The sequence below is a fragment of the Enterococcus sp. C50 genome (assembly GCF_040887505.1).
Taxonomy (GTDB): Bacteria; Bacillota; Bacilli; order Lactobacillales; family Enterococcaceae; genus Enterococcus_B; species Enterococcus_B thailandicus.
On record NZ_JBFOFW010000001.1, the window covers coordinates 275618 to 295106 of the forward strand.

General features: G+C 35.5%; 21 protein-coding genes. 4 read left to right on the plus strand and 17 right to left on the minus strand.

All coding sequences use genetic code 11. The annotated features are described in order from the left end of the window. Window positions 1-262 precede the first annotated feature (262 nt). From AB3I20_RS01205 to AB3I20_RS01215, 3 genes are all read right to left on the minus strand, one after another. Window positions 263-1558: a M20 family metallopeptidase gene (locus tag AB3I20_RS01205; protein WP_067481967.1), complete on the minus strand. Its 1296-nt coding sequence runs from the start codon at window positions 1556-1558 to the stop codon at window positions 263-265. 9 nt (window positions 1559-1567) lie between these two features. Next, window positions 1568-2296, minus strand: a complete 729-nt coding sequence (locus AB3I20_RS01210; RefSeq protein ID WP_067481965.1) for a GntR family transcriptional regulator, LSA1692 subfamily — start codon at window positions 2294-2296, stop codon at window positions 1568-1570. A gap of 134 nt (window positions 2297-2430) precedes the next feature. Beyond that, complete coding sequence (locus AB3I20_RS01215) at window positions 2431-3063, minus strand: PepSY domain-containing protein (RefSeq protein WP_067481963.1); 633 nt, start codon at window positions 3061-3063, stop codon at window positions 2431-2433. Window positions 3064-3300: 237 nt separating this feature from the next. Between AB3I20_RS01215 and AB3I20_RS01220 the strand changes: the two genes are divergently transcribed. Next, a complete protein-coding gene (locus AB3I20_RS01220; protein WP_067481961.1) occupies window positions 3301-3891 on the plus strand; it encodes a histidine phosphatase family protein in 591 nt (196 codons plus the stop codon). 176 nt (window positions 3892-4067) lie between these two features. Here the strand turns inward: AB3I20_RS01220 and AB3I20_RS01225 are convergent, their stop codons facing one another. From AB3I20_RS01225 to AB3I20_RS01280, 12 genes are all read right to left on the minus strand, one after another. After that, window positions 4068-4277, minus strand: a complete 210-nt coding sequence (locus tag AB3I20_RS01225) for a hypothetical protein (protein ID WP_067481959.1) — start codon at window positions 4275-4277, stop codon at window positions 4068-4070. 51 nt (window positions 4278-4328) lie between these two features. Beyond that, a complete protein-coding gene (locus AB3I20_RS01230; RefSeq protein ID WP_067481957.1) occupies window positions 4329-4937 on the minus strand; it encodes a flavin reductase family protein in 609 nt (202 codons plus the stop codon). Between the two features lie 12 nt (window positions 4938-4949). Next, on the minus strand, window positions 4950-5843 hold the full coding sequence (locus AB3I20_RS01235; RefSeq protein ID WP_067481955.1) for a VOC family protein: 894 nt from the start codon (window positions 5841-5843) through the stop codon (window positions 4950-4952). Between the two features lie 14 nt (window positions 5844-5857). Further along, complete coding sequence (locus AB3I20_RS01240) at window positions 5858-6817, minus strand: ring-cleaving dioxygenase (protein ID WP_067481953.1); 960 nt, start codon at window positions 6815-6817, stop codon at window positions 5858-5860. A gap of 36 nt (window positions 6818-6853) precedes the next feature. After that, window positions 6854-7276: a MarR family winged helix-turn-helix transcriptional regulator gene (locus AB3I20_RS01245; RefSeq protein ID WP_067481951.1), complete on the minus strand. Its 423-nt coding sequence runs from the start codon at window positions 7274-7276 to the stop codon at window positions 6854-6856. A gap of 161 nt (window positions 7277-7437) precedes the next feature. Further along, window positions 7438-8010 carry an accessory gene regulator B family protein gene (locus AB3I20_RS01250; RefSeq protein WP_067481949.1) on the minus strand — a complete coding sequence of 191 codons (573 nt, stop codon included), beginning with the start codon at window positions 8008-8010 and terminating at the stop codon, window positions 7438-7440. A 93-nt stretch (window positions 8011-8103) separates the two neighbouring features. After that, on the minus strand, window positions 8104-8841 hold the full coding sequence (locus AB3I20_RS01255; RefSeq protein WP_067481947.1) for a LytTR family DNA-binding domain-containing protein: 738 nt from the start codon (window positions 8839-8841) through the stop codon (window positions 8104-8106). A 312-nt stretch (window positions 8842-9153) separates the two neighbouring features. Beyond that, complete coding sequence (locus tag AB3I20_RS01260) at window positions 9154-9309, minus strand: AgrD family cyclic lactone autoinducer peptide (protein WP_082294043.1); 156 nt, start codon at window positions 9307-9309, stop codon at window positions 9154-9156. 142 nt (window positions 9310-9451) lie between these two features. Next, complete coding sequence (locus AB3I20_RS01265; protein WP_140444158.1) at window positions 9452-10747, minus strand: GHKL domain-containing protein; 1296 nt, start codon at window positions 10745-10747, stop codon at window positions 9452-9454. A gap of 273 nt (window positions 10748-11020) precedes the next feature. Next, window positions 11021-11221 carry a cold-shock protein gene (locus tag AB3I20_RS01270; protein ID WP_067481945.1) on the minus strand — a complete coding sequence of 67 codons (201 nt, stop codon included), beginning with the start codon at window positions 11219-11221 and terminating at the stop codon, window positions 11021-11023. A 187-nt stretch (window positions 11222-11408) separates the two neighbouring features. Then, window positions 11409-13052 carry a hypothetical protein gene (locus AB3I20_RS01275; RefSeq protein WP_368026845.1) on the minus strand — a complete coding sequence of 548 codons (1644 nt, stop codon included), beginning with the start codon at window positions 13050-13052 and terminating at the stop codon, window positions 11409-11411. Between the two features lie 3 nt (window positions 13053-13055). Continuing rightward, a complete protein-coding gene (locus AB3I20_RS01280; protein ID WP_067481941.1) occupies window positions 13056-13790 on the minus strand; it encodes an ATP-binding cassette domain-containing protein in 735 nt (244 codons plus the stop codon). Between the two features lie 170 nt (window positions 13791-13960). On the opposite strand from AB3I20_RS01280, the gene AB3I20_RS01285 reads away from it, so the two are divergent. Both AB3I20_RS01285 and AB3I20_RS01290 read left to right on the plus strand, forming a co-directional pair. Next, window positions 13961-14263 carry a DUF2316 family protein gene (locus AB3I20_RS01285; RefSeq protein WP_067481939.1) on the plus strand — a complete coding sequence of 101 codons (303 nt, stop codon included), beginning with the start codon at window positions 13961-13963 and terminating at the stop codon, window positions 14261-14263. Window positions 14264-14377: 114 nt separating this feature from the next. Then, window positions 14378-14527 carry a hypothetical protein gene (locus AB3I20_RS01290; protein ID WP_169819312.1) on the plus strand — a complete coding sequence of 50 codons (150 nt, stop codon included), beginning with the start codon at window positions 14378-14380 and terminating at the stop codon, window positions 14525-14527. A 437-nt stretch (window positions 14528-14964) separates the two neighbouring features. On the opposite strand, the gene AB3I20_RS01295 is transcribed toward AB3I20_RS01290, so the two are convergent. Then, window positions 14965-16746 carry an ABC transporter ATP-binding protein gene (locus AB3I20_RS01295; protein ID WP_067481937.1) on the minus strand — a complete coding sequence of 594 codons (1782 nt, stop codon included), beginning with the start codon at window positions 16744-16746 and terminating at the stop codon, window positions 14965-14967. Then, on the minus strand, window positions 16746-18488 hold the full coding sequence (locus tag AB3I20_RS01300) for an ABC transporter ATP-binding protein (RefSeq protein ID WP_067481934.1): 1743 nt from the start codon (window positions 18486-18488) through the stop codon (window positions 16746-16748). The genes AB3I20_RS01295 and AB3I20_RS01300 overlap by 1 nt, the downstream gene beginning before the upstream one ends. A gap of 135 nt (window positions 18489-18623) precedes the next feature. On the opposite strand from AB3I20_RS01300, the gene AB3I20_RS01305 reads away from it, so the two are divergent. After that, the gene (locus tag AB3I20_RS01305; RefSeq protein WP_067481932.1) at window positions 18624-19460 is read left to right on the plus strand and encodes an AraC family transcriptional regulator; all 837 of its coding nucleotides are present in this window, start codon (window positions 18624-18626) and stop codon (window positions 19458-19460) included. The last annotated feature ends 29 nt before the right edge of the window (window positions 19461-19489 follow it).

A 19489-nucleotide genomic window follows, 5' to 3' on the forward strand; every position in this document is an offset into this window, starting at 1 on the left:
TTGCGATGTAAAACGTTCAGCTCCAAACAAGATGGCAAGCTGTCGCTCAAAGCCGTAGCTTATATTTGGAGATGGCTGAAAGCTATGTGGAAAAGTTACTTCTTGAGTACCGTTTATTCGAAAAAGTCGGAAAAAATGAAAAATCTAGTCCCTCTTAGCATGTTTTCAATTTTAAAACCGCCTAAAATCAACGCTTTTAAAAACGGATTTTAGGCGGTCTATCTATTTGGGAAAATTTTTATCCTAGATCTTTTTTGGGTTCTTATTCAGTCAAAGCAATGATTGCTCTCATATAAATTTCCAAATTCAGCAGTAAGTCACGTTCATCCATGTACTCATCTTGATTATGTGCGATCCCTTTTTGCCCTGGAAATGAAGGACCAAATGCGACAATGTTTGGCATAAACCGAGCATAAGTTGCACCGGTAGTCGTTACGGGTGAACCATCTTCTTTCGTTACCTCTTCATAAACTGCACTCAACTTTTGGACAAGTGGATTTTCTTTAGGAAACGAACTACTTTTGATTCGACGAACAATTTCCATCTCGCTATTTTTTGGTAACTGTCTAAGAAGCGTTTCGGTTACTTCTTCTTCAGTTACGGAAACAGGATAACGGATGGCAATAGATAAGGACAAACCGGTTTCTGTTTTCAACAATTCATAGGGGGTCAAAATCAGTTTTCCACTGTCTTCGTCTTCAAAATTCAAAGCTAATCCTTCCCCGTTGTGTTGATTCGCGAGCGAATCTACTATCCAAGAAAAATAGTCCTGTAATTCTCCCGTTAATAATTGGTTGGTCTTGATTTTTTCAGCTAATAAGGTAATGGCATTTTCGCCTAACTCAGGTGCATTAGAGGGGGCTCGTTTCCCAGTTACCATGATTTCTTCCTGATTGACTGTGACAGCTAATTGGTCAGGAACATGATCTTTTGCTTGATCGCCATTAATATTACTGAGTTGATTTAATTCTTGCGTATCAAAAGCAGTCAAAATTTGATAGTTGACAATTCCACGCTCTCCGTACACGACGGGATATTTGCAATCAGGCGTAAAACCGAATATCGGTGGCTTTTCTTGGCTCAAATACATCGGAATGTCAGAACTACCACTTTCTTCATCTGTTCCAAAAAGGATTCGAATCGTTTTTTTAGGGACGAATCCAGCTTCTTTTAATAACTTCATACCATACAGACACGCCATAATAGGACCTTTGTTATCTAAGATTCCACGTGCATAAAAACGTCCAGCCTTTTTTGTTAACTGATAGGGTGGAAATGACCAGCCTGTACCTTCGGGGACAACATCCAAATGTCCAACAATTCCAATATACTCAGAATCTTTTCCCCATTGTGCGTACCCAACTGCATCTTGCACACTAGAAGTTTCAAATCCATAGCTTTTAGACAAAGAAAGGGCTTTTTCAAGTACCTCTTTTGGCCCTCGACCAAATGGCGCTGCTTTTTCGGGTGTCCCTTTCACACTTTTGATCTTTATTACTTCATTCAAATCTTGATAAAACTGTTCTTTGTTCTCTTCGATTAACTGGTGAATGTTCATAGTGACCTCCTATTGGCTGTAACGAGTTAGTGTATTTTTAAATGTATAACGGTCAGCTCGATAATATGAAATGTCATAAAAAATAGGTTCTGCATCAATGGCATACGTGACAGACTGCACTCTTAATAAAGGATTGCCTAAGGAAACATCTAATAAATCTGCCATCTCCTCCTCAACTAAAATCGCTTCGACTTCTTGATGAGAATAGGCGATTTCAACTTGTTTTTCCAATAGTTCAAACAACGAACCATTAAAATCCTCAATCGTAAAACCTGCAATAAAGTTTTCTGCTAAGTAGATTTTCTCAACGGTCATTGGCTCACCATCAAGTAAACGTCTTCGAATTAATTCGTAAATGGCTGTGTCCGGATTCAGCTGTAGTGCGCTACGAATTTTTTCATTGTCTGTGAGTAATCTTCGAAAAGAAATAACTTCTGTTTTACTCGTCTTACCATATGCTTTAGCTGCTTCAGTAAACCCTTGGAGACCTGCGCGCCCACTTTGAATCTTCTGTTGAGACATCACATAACTGCCTTTTCCTGGTCGTTTTACTAACACGTTTTTTTGAATTAACAGATCAATTGCTTTTCGAATTGTTAAACGACTGCATTGAAACTCTTTTGCTAAATCATATTCTGAAGGTAATTTTTGCGAACTGACATAGGTTCCTTCTTCAATTCGCTGTTCAATTTTTGAAGCGACTTGCGTAAATTTATTTCTAGTTTCTTTTTCCACCATAAAAATAGTCTGAGCTCCTTTAAATTTGGCTGATTTTTTACAAAAAAAGATATAGTATATACTTCACGGTATATACTATATCTTATGGACAAGAATTTCAATTATTTTGAGAGCGTTTTTTTCGAAGAGCTATTTTAGTCATCAACTTCGGTTTCTAAAATCTCACCTGTCTGAGCATTCATTTTAACAGTTGTTTCTTGTTGGTTGTTTTCAACAGTAACTTCCCAGAAAGTAATACCAAGATCCTTATCTAAATCCCAATCCGTTGCTGTTCCGCCGCCAACTTGCTGGACAGCAATCTCAGCAGCCTTTTCTATACTCAATAAATTTTGGATGTCAATTTTATCTTCTCTTCGTTTTACACCATTTTGCTCATCTCTATCAAGTTGTTCTTCTCGCTCTTTCTCCACCTTTTTCGTGACACCATCTACCCTGATTTCAAATTCAGTTGTGTCATTGACTCCTTCAATCTTGTAATAATAAGCACCAAATGAGGTATCTAATTCAAGAGAAGTGATATCACTATCAGGATAAGTAGCTTGATAGGTTTTGATTGCTTCTTCAACTGAGACGCGTAAGTCACCTTCAACTGATTTTCCTGCCACGGAAGAAGCAGTAGTTGAACTGTGATTGTCTTTCATTGCTTGTGTTTGGCTCGTCTGTGTGTTCGATTGATTTTGGCTTTGATCCTGCTTCTCATTGCTTTGACACCCTGCCAATAGTCCAAGTGTGCCGATAGCAATGCTCAAATAAGCAATTTTTTTCATTTTTTTAACTCCTTTTCGTCTATGTTCAATTAAAAATAGGAAGTTGACAACTGAGTGGGGTCATTCACCCACCAACTTCTTCAAGCTGTCTAAATTTATTATAACGGAAAATCGGGCAAAGGTCAGAAATTTTCAAATAAACGCTTGACTTAGAGTGCACTCAAGCCTGTATGATTTATTTAGAGACTAAAAGTAAACGCTACAAATAGCAAAATCTTACGTAAAGAAGGAATGAAAATGACAAAAAAATTATACCTTATGCGACACGGAGAAACGTTATTCAACCAACTAAAAAGAATTCAAGGTTGGAGCGATTCACCACTAACAGAAAAAGGTATTGCGCAAGCAAAAATAGCTGGTAATTATTTTTCTGCCAATCAAATCACCCTAGATCACGCTTATGCTTCTACTTCAGAAAGAGCCTGTGATACGTTGGAACAAGTCACTACGCTTCCTTATCAGCGAGTAAAAGGGTTAAAAGAATGGAATTTTGGTGTCTTTGAAGGTGAAAGCGAGTCGCTCAACCCTCCTCATGCACCGGGAGAAACTTCATATGGTGATTTTTTTGTACCTTTTGGTGGAGAAAGTAGTCAAGAGTTACAGGAGAGAATGGTCAATACATTGACAGAAATTATGGAAAGACCTGACCATCAAGAAGTGTTAGCCGTTAGCCACGGCGGCTCTTTGTATCTGTTTCTTCAAAAATGGCTGTCTTTCCCTGAAGTAAAAAAAGTCCAATTTTCAAATTGTTGTATTCTTGTCTTTTCTTATTCAGATAAGGAATTTCAATTTTTAGAGGCAATCAACCATGATTTTAGTGAGTTATAAAATTAAAAAAGCTAGACTGTGACTAGACTGTGAAAGAAGCATTTAACTTCAAGAAATAGAAATTACCAGGAATTGCTTTCTAAGTTTTGAACAACTTTCGCTTATTGGTGAAGAGACCATTTTAGGAACACAGTAAAAAAGAGGCTAGGATGAAATATCCCAGCCTCTTTGCTTTCTTATTTTTGATTCAATTGATTAAATAATCCACCAATCGTTTGATCCTTTAGCTCGATTGCTTGACCATCCAGAGTTGCTTCCACAACATGATAGTAATCTTGTAAAGGTGGGACCTCTAAATATTGATCATGCAGGAAAGCTGCTGGTTCAGCATATTCTTTCGTCATTTCATTGGCATCTGCCGCAGTTTTGTAAGTAATTTTTAACATCATAAACCCCTCTAATCTGTATAATTGATTCTTCTCTTTTCTCACTCGACATTAATCAGGGCGAACCAAGGTAAAGATATCTCCTATTTTAGCATAATTATTGCCAGCTAAACGGCTGACAGGCTTTAATTTCTCAATTAAGATGCGCCCGTCATCATAGATGGATTCATCCACTTGATAGTGCTTGATTTTTAATAAAAGCAAGTCCGCAGTAATTTGCTCATTTTCTTTGATTTCAATGTGTTGGTAGAGTTCTGTTTCAAAACGAATTTTCGATTCTCTGAGAACAGGTACTTTAACTATCTGAGCGTCCTCCGTCGAAAAAGTCGTTCGTGTTAATTCGCTCTCTTCTCTTGGCAATGTTGCCGCAGTTTGGTTTCCATCAGCAACGTTATCTTCATCTAAAATATGGATAACAGCTTCTTTTGTGGTTAAAAGATTGGCAGCTGTATCTTTCAATTCGTGCATTTTACGTTGAATTGCTAGCGAAATGATTGGCGGGTTCGAGCTAACAATCGAAAAATAGCTGAACGGCGCAATATTCACAATTCCATTTTCAGAACGAGTAGTTACTAACGCTACTGGTCTGGGAACGATTGAGCCAATCAATAATTTATAATTTTCTCTTTCAGTTAAATCTGAAGGTGATTTTTGGATCATTTTTTTCTCCTTCTATAACGTATTCAATTTGGGAAGTCTTTTTAAAATTGCTGACTTTTGTGGTAAAAATTTATCTGGTAACATAAATTTCTCACCAAGTGTTTCTAAAGGTTCGTCAACAGTAAATCCAGGCGTCCCCGTTGCTAATTCCAACCAAACATTCCCATGTTCTTGCAAATAGATGGATTGGAAATATTTACGATTTTTGATTTTTGTCACAACGTATTTGTCTTCTTGTAATCTCGCTTTCCAATCTGGTAACGAATCATCTTCAACCAAGAATGCGACATGGTGAACTGTTCCTGGCCCGAATCTACCAGGAGTTAAAGTTTCTTTAGGAACAATCAATTGTTGCTCCTCTTCCTCACCGAAAACAAGATGGTAGCCGAAAGCTGAGTTACGTACCAAAGTCATACCCAATCCTTCCGTTAATAGCTGAACCGTTGCTTGGGGATCTGCAGAAAGCAATACGCCGCCATATAAACTAAGAATCGCCGGGGTCTCCGAGGTTTTCTGATTTTCAACTAAAGCAATCGTCAATCCATCTGGATCAGCGAATTCAATTGTTGGTTTTCCAAATAAATCCGTTTGTTGCGTAGTAATTGAAAATTCTTCTAAACGACTAAGCCAATAACGCGTACTTCCTAACGGTATTTGAAAAGCCATCGTTCCAACTTGCCCACTTCCAACTCTGCCTTTCGTTTCATATTTCCAAGAAAAGAAAGTGATGATGGTACCGACCTCTGCATCATGATTCCCAAAATAAAGATGATAACTATCTGGATCATCAAAATTAACAGTTTGTTTCACTAATCGTAACCCTAAAATGTCACGATAAAAATGAAGTGTTTGATCTAAATCAGCAACGGTTGCAGAAAAATGATGAATTTTATTTAATGGACGCATACTATTCTCCTTTGTTAACGTTTTGTATCAAAAGGTTTAATCGCGCTTTCGATTGATGCACGTTGATTTTCTAAAAATGGTGGTAATGATAAGATTTCGCCTAACGTTTCGTAAGGTTCGTCCTCCATAAATCCTGGTTCGTCCGTTGCAAATTCAACTAAAATATGTCCCAATCGAACATAAAGTGATTCAAAATAGTAGCGGTTGACATAACCTGAATTTGGTAATCCAAGATCGTCAAAAATCTTTTGCCAAACTTCTAAAGAACTACGATCAGCTAAACGGAATGCAACATGATGAACTTCACCAAAGCCCTGTTGCCCCTGAGGACTAGTTGTATCTTCTACTAAAATAACTTGTGCCCCATTTCCACCTTCACCGATTTCCAACAAATGACGGTTACCGTCAACAGCGATTTCTTTAAAGGTTAAAACATTTTCGAAAAGTGCACGAAAATCATCAAAGTAAGAAATTGTGATTTCCACAGGACCTAAACCGTAAATAGCAAACTCAGTTGGAACTGGTCCATTTTTCCAAGGTGTACCTGGACGAACACCTACGTTCGTTTCATCGGAAATCAATTGGTAAGCTTGCTCATCTTCATCCCAAAAACGTAAAATCTTCTTACCGAAAAGTTCAGAAATTTCTTCATGTTTCACAGCAAATTCATCAAAACGGCGCAGATAATATTCTAGTGCTGCATCAGTGGGAACACGAAAACCAATTCTTGAAATTGAATTGGTGCCCTTTTCACCTTTTGGATTATTAGGGAAGTCGAAAAATGTCATGGTTGTTCCGGGTGTACCATAATCATCAGCATAATACGTGTGGTATGTTTGGATATCATCTTGGTTTACTGTTTTTTTCACCAGACGCATACCCAAAATATCTGTAAAGAACTGATAATTTTTCTTAATGTCACTTGTCATGGCAGTTACGTGGTGAATTCCTAAGGGTTTATCTTGTATATTCATTTCAATTTCCTCGTTTCTTCATAGTTATATTTATTATCAGTTATCTTTTACTTTTTTTAATAGTTTTTCTAGTTGCAATAGTTCATCTAATTCAAAATCAGCGAAACATCGACCAATTGTTGCTGCGTGTTGCGGAAAAATTTCAGCCATTAGTTGACAACCCGGATCGGTAATCGCAACATACGTTTCACGACGATCTGCCTGATTCGTTTTGCGCTCGGCTAAACCTTTTGCTACCAGCTTATCAATCACGTAGGTGGTACTGCTACTAGCAATCAAAATTCTCTCTTGGATGGTTTGAGGTGTTTGCTTGCCTTTATGGTAAAGAAACTCAAGTACAGAAAATTCGGTGATATTCAAACCATAATTTTTAACGTCTTTTTTCACCACAGCTTCCAGTTTTCCACTTACGCGCAATAAACCAATGAACGCATTTAAAGCCTGAGTTGTTTGTTCCATTTTCCCACCTCCATCTACTTAAAAATAAATATCTCTAATTCGAGATAATAATAGCGGGAATGAATTTAAATTGCAATTTATTTGTCTTAAAGTTAAACACAACTAGAATTTTAGAAAAGAAAAAAGCTACCTCCCATTGTGAAAGGTAACTTTTTAACTTACTACTCTTTAACTTTGATGAATAAAAGAATTGTTGCACTTGTCATTCCTAACAGGATGCACATTCGATAAAAATCACTAGGAATCGCTACGCCAATGAATAAAATTACTATACTGACAACGATTGCTTTCATTCGTGTTTTCTCAACTCCTGCTTTTAAACGCTTAGGATCGATTGCTGGTCCTTTGAATCCGATAATCACTGTCAAAAGTGCTGCAGCGCCTAAAAAAGCAAGTCTACCAATGGTAATATCAAAAAAGATGGCACCAAATGGCACAATCACTAATAAAAAAATACTTTGGATTGTACATAACCAACTCTTGCTAGCGTGATAGCCATAAGAATTTCGGCGAATGACGAAAAACGTCACGTGGGTAACAATCACAGCTGAAACAATTTGCAAGAATGCTGCAACAGCATAAATAAAGACAAGTTTAATTAATTCAACAAGTAATGTCGAAAGACCATACTCGATTTTTGCAGTTTCAAGTTCAGAAAGGTTTAAATTTGAGCCAAGCTTTTGACTTAAGTTCTTTGCTATTTTCTCCTCTAGTGAAACATATTCATTTGTCATATTTTCATCTCCCCTAAACTTGATTATATAAGGAGTTGAAAGTGAGAGAAAGCAAACTCATAAGTGTTAGTTATTTCAGCAAAAGTGTTAAGTTTATTTTTGATTAAAACGATCAACTAGTTTTTTCAAGTGACGAGTAGACACTAGGCACTCCTCGTCATTGACCATTGTGATTACGCGTTCCTTTTTGTCAATCCGACTGATATTGTTGACATTCACTACATAAGATTGGTGACAGCGATAAAACGATTGACTGAATTTCTCCACATCTTTGATTTTTCCAGTATATTCGACCATTCTGTTATCCAAATGAATAATCAGCTTATGCGGTGTTTGGCTCGATTCGAAAAATAAAATCTCGTCTACGAATAATTTAATGTCCAGCACACCACTTTTGATTCGAATCTGTTCACGACTAGGAAGCTCTGTGTTCATATAACGTTGCATCGCAGTGTCAATGCAGCTAATCACTTTTTTCTGTAATTCTTCAAAGTCGTCTTTTACTAAGTAATCCATAGCTTCTACTTTGTAAACAAAAGTTAAATAAGCCATATCACTATAAGAAGTTATAAAGACAATTTTAGCAGTCGGATCATACTCGCGGATTTTTGCACCTAACATGATTCCATTCATTTCGGCATTGAGGTCAATGTCTAAAAAATAGAGTCCTTCTGTTCGTTCCTTACGAATAAAGTTCAAAACATCATTAGGATCAGGAGTCTCCATGGCAAATTCTATATCATAATCCATCATCATTAGATAGTTTTTTACAATTTTGGTAATTCGATTTCTATGAACTGTTTCATCATCACAAACAAAGATTTTCAACACAGCTATCGCCCCACTTCATCTCTCATTTTTACCGCTTTATTATTAAGCGAAACGCCCAAACTTTTAGCGCTTGGGTAAATTATTGTATCATAGTTTTGTTTTATTTTGTGAAATACTTCTCAAGTAATTCAATAGGTCTATCTTCATAGTAAACGCTATTCTGAAAAAGGCAACCCATCACAAAAAAGGCTTACCGAATACCAATCAAAAGCTCATAAAAAAAGACATAACACTGTCGTCTGACAATGCTATGTCGATAAAACAACTACGATTAAAAGCATTCACCTTATTGGCAAAAGCTCTTAAAGGTAATTATTTTTCCATTTCATTTTTTAACGCTTCTGGCATTTTTGGTTCGTAAGTAGCTAATAAACAAATACTAGTTGTAGAAACTAGTTCATAGGCAACCAACGCAACAGCTGATACCATGCTTAACATTTGAATCTTAACATTTGAAAATTTTTTCATGTCTTCTCCACCCCTAATTCAATAGTAAAATAATAGCGTGTTTTGCTACTACTCTATAAAAATTATAATAAGAAAAGTGATATAGACCTTAAACAATCAAAAGTGCGCCTTTTTTAAGAAAAAGTGCGCACTTTTGATTCGCTTAATTCAATTTGTCAAAAATCGTAATGATTTGAATAAATTGATTGTTGTCAATTTTTGTTTCTAAATACACATTTGGTTGGGCTTGGACCAATTCGTCTAAGTTTGTTAAACCAATTCCACGATTCTGAGATTTAGTTGAAAAATTCGCTTGTTTTAAAACATGTAGTTTAGGAATTTTCTCCCGACAGCGATTACTAATGATAAACAAACACGCCTGATTATGAATGGTTACGGTTAATTCGATTTCGGGATTGTCAACATTTTGTGATTCTTCAATCGCATTATCTAAAATAATCCCCAGCATTCGAACTAGAATCAGCGATGGAACTGAAATTTTGTCAATTGTTTTTGGCACATGGATATTAACGCGAATTCCTTGTTCATATGCACTATACAGTTTACTGATGATAATACTTTTGATTTCTCTAATTTCTAAATGACTAACGGATGCCATTTTCAAGATTTCTTGATCAAAGATTGTCCCAGTTCCTTTGATACTGGAGTAAAAATAGTTTTTCAGACCAGTTACATCATCATTTTCGATGTAATCTTCTAAAGAAATCAGAATGTTTTTATAATCATGTTTAAATTTTCTGAGTTCTGAATAGTTTTTCTCGATTTGTTCACTGTAATCAATCAAATAATTCATTCGGTTTCTTTGCTCTTTTGCTTCGTATTCCGCCTGTTTGACGAAGATGATTGAAAAACAAATCAAGGCAGATAACATTCCGTATAGAACAATAAAAAATGCATTTGCGTGTCCAAAATATTCATTTAGTGAGGGATAGCGATCAATTACGATTAGAGCAAAGTACATCATAAATGTCAATGTGACGATGGTTGTACTAACTTTCAAGATTAAGTCATTACCGAAATATTTTTTGATAATAATTTTTTTGAATATCCAAGCGAACAAAAAGTAGATAAGTGTGTTAATTGCTAAACGAAGAACTTGATTTACTTGATTATCATAATCAAGTCCCGCCATGTACAAACCAGTAGCGAATAAATTATCAGCAAAGATATACAATAAAATCGACAAGGATGACGAAAAGAAAGACCAGTAATAACCACGTCGAAAGTACAATAGAATACCACACATGTAGAGCCATAACATTCCGGTTGAAACCACATCTAATTTCATATACGTTAGCACATAGACTATCATGATTCCAACACAAAACAATAGATATTTTTTATTTGTTAATTCATCGTTGAAATAGCCTAGGACAAATAACATGCTTGCTAACTGTCCAACGATCATAGCCAAAATGATGAAACTAGGTATTCCCAAAATATTCTCCCCCTATTTCCCTAACTACAACCGTTTTGTTTACATTTCTTTTGATTATAGCTAACTATTTTGAGCCATATCTATTATATCAAAAAAACGCAAGTTATTATAAAAAAAGCACAATTAATTATGGATCGCTCAGAAATGTAAATATTACCATAAATAATACGCTGTAATGTCTTGCTTTTTTTAGTAGATATAGAAAAATATTCGACCCAAATAAAGACACAAAAAAACCGCCTCAGACGAGACGGTTAACAGTCAATGTAATAATTAAGCTTTTACAATGTTAGTTGCTTGAGGTCCACGTTGACCTTCTTCGATATCAAAAGTCACAGATTGACCTTCTTCTAAAGTTTTGAAACCTTCACCTTGGATAGCTGAGAAATGTGCAAATAAGTCATTTCCATCTTCACCAGTGATAAATCCAAAACCTTTGTCTGCGTTAAACCATTTTACTGTACCGTTATTCATATTATAGTTCCTCCTAATTACGTATCAAGTACGCTTTTTGTTGCAATTAATTGTTGATAAGCAAAAGGAGTTTTGTATAATGTGCCATACAGCTCAAATTACGTTTCAAAATAAATTACTTGTTTACTATACCATGGGCACTGGCTGAAAGCAACCTTTTTGCTAATAAGTTTATTTTTCTTTGGAATTAATCTTTGATTCTAAATGTTTTAGGTGCTTTTTTATAAATAATCACGAAACCAATCCCGACATAGAGTAAGCAAGCCACCGACACGATGATTGCATAAAAGAATCCTGATACTTTTAATTGTAGATTCCCATACGCTATCCAATAAAAAAGTATGGCAATGATTTTATACAGCGGACTGACCACTTCCATCTCACTAGTGAATGGTTGAATCAAGTAATAGATAAATAATTCATGAAATGAAAATAAGGCAGATAATGCCAGTAATAATAAGGCTAAAACACCAAAAAATGTCCAAGATAAAAAGAACCCATTAAGCACCGATAAAAGAAGATAGACACTAAAAATTCCGATTGATAATAAACCATTGTAGAAAAAAGTCTGCTTGAAACGGTAATTGAATCCATGAATGATTGTTCCTGCTTCACGATAAAATGGATAATAGAGCATCGCTACATCACAGTTAACAAAGACCATTTGAACGACTTTCTTTCGAAAACTCATGACATACATGATAAAAAATAGCAGACTTAAGGTTCTTGTCATCTCTTTTTCAGTCAAAGCTTCTCTAACATCAAAGAAACTAAGAATAACAACAACAATTAATGCAGCGATTATCGTATACACACGTAATCGAAAAGCACGGTTCAGTATTTTACGATACCGACTAAATAATAAAGCATTCAGATATTGGTTACCATCTAAATGAGCGAATCGTTCCTCCTGGTTCATCACTAATTTTTTCTGCATGGCTAATCCATCACTAAGATAACTTTTACCAGAAGCAAGTTCTTGACTGGCAACATTCGACAAAGTAGTCATCTCACTCCAATAAAAGACATAGTCCAGTTCCCTTTTAAAGTGGAGTAAAGCATACCAACTGAAGATGAGAAAAACGATGGATAGCGTGATTCCAACCCAAGAAAGGAAAAATGCTAGCACAGCTACTGCTAATTTTTCCCAGACAAGAATCACCGTGCTACTAATAACAACAATAGTCACTACACTACCAAAAATCACCCGTTGGCGCTTTGATAAGTGCCAAGTGAAAATAATTCTACCTAAATAAAGATAAAAACAGCGAGAACCAACATACGTTAAAAAAATAAAACAAGTTACTTTAATCGGTTCACCAGTAGCAAAACCATAAATGATGGCAGCAGGAAGATATCTTAGGCCATGGATAAAGCTGTCAGTTAGTTTATATCCACGGATGATCCTCTGCTTAGGACGTTGAAAATGTTCAATAAAGTCAACAATTCTCTTCTCTCCAGAGATAACGAACCCATCATAAAAATTAAACAAAACAGCCACTACCATGAACCACAAAAATAAACCAAGGTTGCCAGTGTGGTGAGTAAATGCTTTACCGGAAAATAAATCTGCTCCGCTCAATAGTATCGCGAGTCCATAGTAAAGAGCCAACCATAAACCTTTGGCGAGAATACTGCGGATATTTTCAATTATCAAACCAATGACGGTTAAAATTTGTTTCAATTCATAACTTTGATAGAAACGAGTAGGTATGAATTTTCCAATAACAGGTATTTTTCGTGAATAAAAAACAAGGCCATTGACCTTTTTAGTGACTGAAACTTGTTCTAATTGCCAATAGTCGCGCAAATAATCAAACATCCGGTTCATAGACTACGCCTCTTCCTTTGTAAAAGTAGGCCGTTCTTCTCTATCAGACAACAGATCAATGATTTCCTCTTCGAAATCTTGGTCATGAATCTTATCTGATGCAATACCAATCAATTTTTTGTGGTGTAGTAACACGATTTCGTCACAAAGATCTTGTGCTAATTGTAAAATATGAGTCGAAAAAATAATAACCGAGTTCGTTTTCATCTTTAAAATCAACTCTTTCATCTCGTGGGCGGCAACAACATCAAAAGACGTTAATGGTTCATCTAATAATAAAACAGGTGGTTGGACCATAAGTGAAACCAAAAGCTGTACTTTGTTTTGCATTCCGTGAGAAAAATCTTTTAACAAACGGTGTTGGTCTTGACGTTCGATCCCTACTGAATCTAGATAATTTTCTGGTCGTTTGATTTCTTCAATCCGATCTTGATTGATATCAATAAAAAACTTCACAAACTCATATGCTGTCATAAATGCTGGTAAATGTGGCATCGTATAAACAAAACCGATTTCAGTATTGTCATAGTCTGTGTTGAGAATGCCATTTTTTTCAAGGCCAATCGTTCCATTATCAAGTAATAGATTTTTTGAAATACAATTGAACAAGGTTGTTTTCCCAGAACCATTTCGTCCAAGCAAACCGTAGATTTTTCCCTTTTCAAAGGTAAAGCTAGCATCATCAAAAATCACTTTTTCATCAAAATTTTTCGTTATGTTTTCCAATACTAATTTCATTGTTCACCTCTTAATTTTTTTGTTCTTGTCTTCCTCGTTTCCTTGCTAATTTTACTTTACTGCATATTGTTAAGCTTTCCAATAGTGAATCACGTTTAATCACAGGTTTTACTTGTATTTTTCATTTATTAGGACTATTATTTCTACTATTAAATCAAGGAGATGGTCTGATGTCTTTAACAAAACAGCAACAAATAAATACACTAAATGAATTTCAAGAAAACTTTGCTTTACTAGGTTCATCGACTCAAGAAATTGCTGATGAATTAAGAACTTCTCCGGAGAAAATAGAAGCCATTTTGCTACTACAACCAGCTACAATCGAAGAACCTTGGATTCTAAAAAATTATTTAATCGAAAAATTAATTGAGCAAGGAAAAACACCTATTCCTTTCTCTGCTTTAATTGGCGATTATCATGATTATTGGTTCCTTGACACAAGAAAGATTGAAAAAAGAATACTCACGGATTAATCTTAAGAAACTCTTTACTAGCTGTTTTTTCTTTTTTATGTTATATTACTTGTGGAATTTCGTTATCAACGTAGTAGTTGCCTTTCGTTAAGATTTAAGAAAGGAGAATGAATTATGACATTCTATAACAAAAACTTACAATATCGTGTTACTTTAAATACTGATTTGAATCTATTTATCGTTTTTGATAAAGACAATGCAAACCACGTAGCTACAGGTGTCACGATTGAACAAGCTGTACAAGAATTGAAAAAATCCCTATAGGAGAGATATCTCATATGAATGATTGCAGTTCTAGTCATTAAAAGCACCTACTGGATGAATACAGTAGGTGCTTTTTTGGTTCTGCTATTTCTTCAGTTTTCTTTAATTTGTAATTAGATTTCTTGCTATTAAGGATATTCCCTGCTATTATTATTCTTAATACGAAAAATATTTTTATCGCGAATTGTTAATTTGTTTGATGAAATTTAATCAACACTGGCGTAACCTTGGAGTTACAAGGATGTATTAGAGGTTAGGGAATACATCGTTTAAATGAGAAAAATTAATTGTTAGTAATAGTCACCACCAACTTTAGAATAATAAATATTGATTAGTTAGATAGCCTTCTCTTAACAGAGAGGGCTATCGTTCATTTTACAAGAAAAACAGCAAGAAGATACGAACTGCCTCGTACGCTCCTTGCTGTTTTTTCGTTATCAATTTGCTTGAAGTAAATCATATTGTGATTGATACAAATGATGATAAAGACCTTGTTTCTCCATCAATTCTTCGTGTGTCCCTGCTTCTGCAATTTTCCCACCTGCGACATAAAAAATTTGAGAACTATTTTTAATTGTCGATAATCGGTGAGCAATAATAAAGGAAGTGCGCCCTTTCAATAACTGCTGCAAACCTTCTTGTAGTAATTCTTCTGTTTTAGTATCAATACTTGAAGTGGCTTCGTCCAAAATCAAAATTTTTGGATCTGCCAATAGCGCTCTGGCAAAAGAAATTAGTTGGCGTTGTCCCGCAGAAAGTGTGCTACCTCTTTCTTCGACAACGGTATCGTAGCCATCTTTTAGCTCTTTGATAAAATCATGAGCTCGAACGATTTTAGCAGCTGCAATTATCTCTTCTTTTGTTGCATCTAACTTTCCGTAACGAATATTATCAATAATTGTCCCAGAAAAAACAAACGTATCTTGTAGCATGACGCCCATTTGTGTTCGTAATGAAGCGAGTGTGACTGACCGAACATCATGACCATCCACTTGGACACTTCCCTCATTAACGTCATAAAAGCGACTCAAAAGATTAATAATAGTTGTTTTCCCTGCGCCTGTCGGGCCAACTAACGCAATACTCTCACCTGCGTTAATATGGAAGTTAACATCATTTAAGATATTCTTGCCTTCTTCATAACGGAATGTGACGTGATCGAATGTAACATTTCCTTTAATCGGTGGTAAAATCTGTGCATTTGGTTCATCTTGGATATCAGGTACTTCATCCATTGTCTCAAAAATCCGTTCCAAGTAAGCTGTTGCAGTAATCAGTGAGTTATAAAAATTTCCAATATTGATTACCGGATTCCAAAAATTGTTGATATAACCGATAAACGCAATCAATGTCCCTGTTGTAACATTAACCCCGATTTGACGAATACCTACAAAATAAATCAAGCAAGTTGTCATTACTGCAATATTTTGAACTCCCGGCCACAGCATGAACTGAACCTTGACAGCTTTCATCCAGGAGGAACGATACTCATCACTGACTTCATTGAAAATCTCGTAGTTTTCCTGTTCACGAGCAAAAGATTGTGTGATTTTTATACCGGATATACTTTCATGAATATACGCATTTAAATTTGATTGCTTATTACTCAACACTTGATATGCTTTACGTTGTTTCGTTTTGATGACCATAACAATCACAAATAAAACTGGCAGTAAAATTAAACTATACAAGGTTAATTTGACATCAATAAAAAGCATAAATATTAGAGTAATTAGCACATTGAAAATGTCTGAAATCAAGTTAATCAGACCATTACTTAGCAGGTCGCTTAACGTATTGATATAGTTAACGACACGAATCAAAATTTTCCCATGAGGTCGATTGTCAAAATAGGAAAATGGTAAGTGTTGTAGATGTTCAAAGATTGCATAACGCATATCTTTTAAAATATCTTGACCAATCTCGGTAATTGCATAAATTCGATAACGCATGCACCAGCCAATGACCACTAGCGAAATTAAAAAGATCACACTTATTTGGACCAATAATGTGGTATTTCCTTTTGGAATCACATCATCAATGGCAATTTTGGTAAAGTAAGGTCCCAACATCCCGGCAGTATTGGCAAGAATGATGACGAACAAAGCCTTGAAAATCGCTTTTTTATAGGGTTTAACATAAATGGCTAAGCGACGGTAATGTGACCAATTGAATTCTTGCTCCAGTGTTTCATCCACATCAAATTTATTACGTGCCATTAGTTCCCCTCCTTCTCTTGGATACCTAATTGTTTTTGGTAAACTTCATAGTATCGCCCTCTTTGTTCCAGTAATTCTTTGTGTGTTCCTTGCTCAATTACTTGTCCTTTTTCCATCATTAGAATCAAGTCAGCTTCACGAACAGAAGAAATACGATGAGCGATAATGAATGTTGTTTTTTCAGTTGTTAGTTGTGTTAACTCACGTTGGATCTTGAATTCTGTTTCCATATCCACAGCTGAAGTCGTATCGTCCAAAATAAGAATTGATGGGTCTTTCGTTAAAGCTCTTGCTAAAGAAATGCGTTGTTTTTGTCCGCCAGAAAGTCCTACACCACGCTCACCTACAATTGTTTCGTATCCTTCGGGCATCCGTGAAATAAATTCATGTGCATCAGCAATCTGTGCCATTTGTTGGACGTACGTTTCATTTGCTAAAGGATTACCAAAAGCAATATTATCTTCAATCGTGTTAGAAAATAAAAAGACATCTTGCATAACCATCGAGATGTTTTCACGTAATTGACGAACAGGGTACTCTTTTGCATTCTTTCCATCAATCAAGACTTCACCTGAAGTTGGATCATAAAAACGACCAACTAGGTTAACTAACGTTGTTTTCCCAGAACCTGTTTCCCCTAAAATACCAATCGTTTGCCCTGGACTAATCTTAAATGAGATGTGTTTCAAAACTAATGTATTTGGGTCATCAGAAAAATGGAATGAAACATCTCTAAATTCAACATGCCCTTTGATTTTTTTTACTTCATCATGAGTCAATACAGGAATTTGTGGTTTGGTTCCTAACATTTGACGAATTTTGATACAAGCTGCCGAAAAACGTTGAACATCGTTAATCAACCAGCCGCTCATTCTCATCGGCTGATTCAGCATCCATAAAAAGCCATTGAATGCGATCAAATCACCCAAGGTCATCTTTCCTTGAATAACAAATAACCCGCCTAAAATTAACGTAATCACGTTCAAGCTTCCAGCTAGTCCATCTAACCAAGGTAAGTATTTCATAGACACCTCGGCTGATTTCATGTTTTGTACTTTGTAATCTTCGTTGTGCTCAACGAATTTTTGAATTTCAAAGTCTTCTCTAGCAAAAGCTTTGACGACTCGATTTCCCCCGATGTTCTCCTCAACCATCGAATTCAAACGGGAAAAACTTTCACGAATCTCAAAAAAGATTGGTCGTGCTTGTTTCGACATCTTCTGGGTAAGCAAGAAAATGATTGGTGTGATTGCAACCAACGCCAACATCAATTGCCAATTAATTGTCGCCATTACGATGACAGCAATACTGAACCATAAAATACATTCAATGATGTTATAAACGACCCACGAAACAAAATGACGAATAGCGTCTGTATCCCCTGTCATTCTAGCCATAATATCCCCAACTCGAGTGTGATTAAAGAAATCAAAATCAAGTTCTTGTAACTTTTGATACATTTCTTGTCGTAATTCAAACAAACTGTTCTGACCAATACGTTCAAATAAAATCTGATAAGTATATCGAATGATCGTTCGAAAAATCGTGATACCAATCATTAATGCTAATAAAGGAATCAATAAATTGGCTTCACCTTTTTCAATTACTTTGTCGACAATCTCACCAGCCACTAATGGGTTGACTACAATTAAAAGCGCATTGATTATTAAAAAAATAATTGCCAGAAATCCTTTATTTGCATACTTCTTTACATATTGCCAAATCCATTGATAATTGCTCATTTTATTTCCCCTCCTATACGAAAGCCTTTTCTCAATCAAGTACTAGCTTATCTTTAATAAATTTGAAAGAAAATGGTTATTCTTACTTGTTTTGATGTACAATATTATCAAATCCACAAGAAAGGGTTTTCATTTATGAGTTATGCAAATGCCCAAATATTTAACCCAGAAATTATTTACGCTTTTGATCCTTGGAATGAGCAAGGAAACAAAAGTGACATCCATACCCATGATTTTCTAGAAATCAGTATTGTTTTAGAAGGTCAAGCGAACTACACCATCGAGGAACAAGAATTTCAATTAAATGCTGGTCAAATTATGCTTTTTAACCCTGGCACCCATCACGGTGAAGAACAAAGAACAGGAACTTATTCACATCAACTTCATATTGGTTTAACGAATATTTCATTAGACGGACTAAAGAGAAATCACTTACCAACTAAAAAAGCAATTCTTAATCTTGGGGAATATCAATGGGAATTTCTCGACAAAGCGTGGCGTCTAGTTAAAGAATATAGTGAAGAACAACCTGAATTTCAATTAATGGTCAAAGCGTTAATTATCGAAATGTTAGTACTTATTTTAAGAAGCCTAGAAAAAGTGCAAGATAATACGGTCACTCTAGCCCTTTCAAAAAATGCCAAACGAAAACAGTATTTAGTCAATCATGCCATTTACTATTTAGAAAACCATCACACGCAAGAAATTACTTTAGAGCAATTAGCTGATACGTTGTATGTTAGTCCTACGTATTTATCAAAAGTTTTTAAAGAGTCTACAGGTATGAGCCCCATCAATTATCTTATCCAAGTTCGGCTAAAACATGCCAAGGAACTACTAGCAAACGAGCAACTAACTATCCGAGAAATTTCTCAAGCTGTTGGTTATCAAGATGCGTATCATTTTAGTAAGCTCTTCAAAAAATATTACGGCGTCTCTCCTTCACAACTAGCAAAGAAATCACTGGCATAACAAAAAACTCTTAAAAGACTTATTCATTC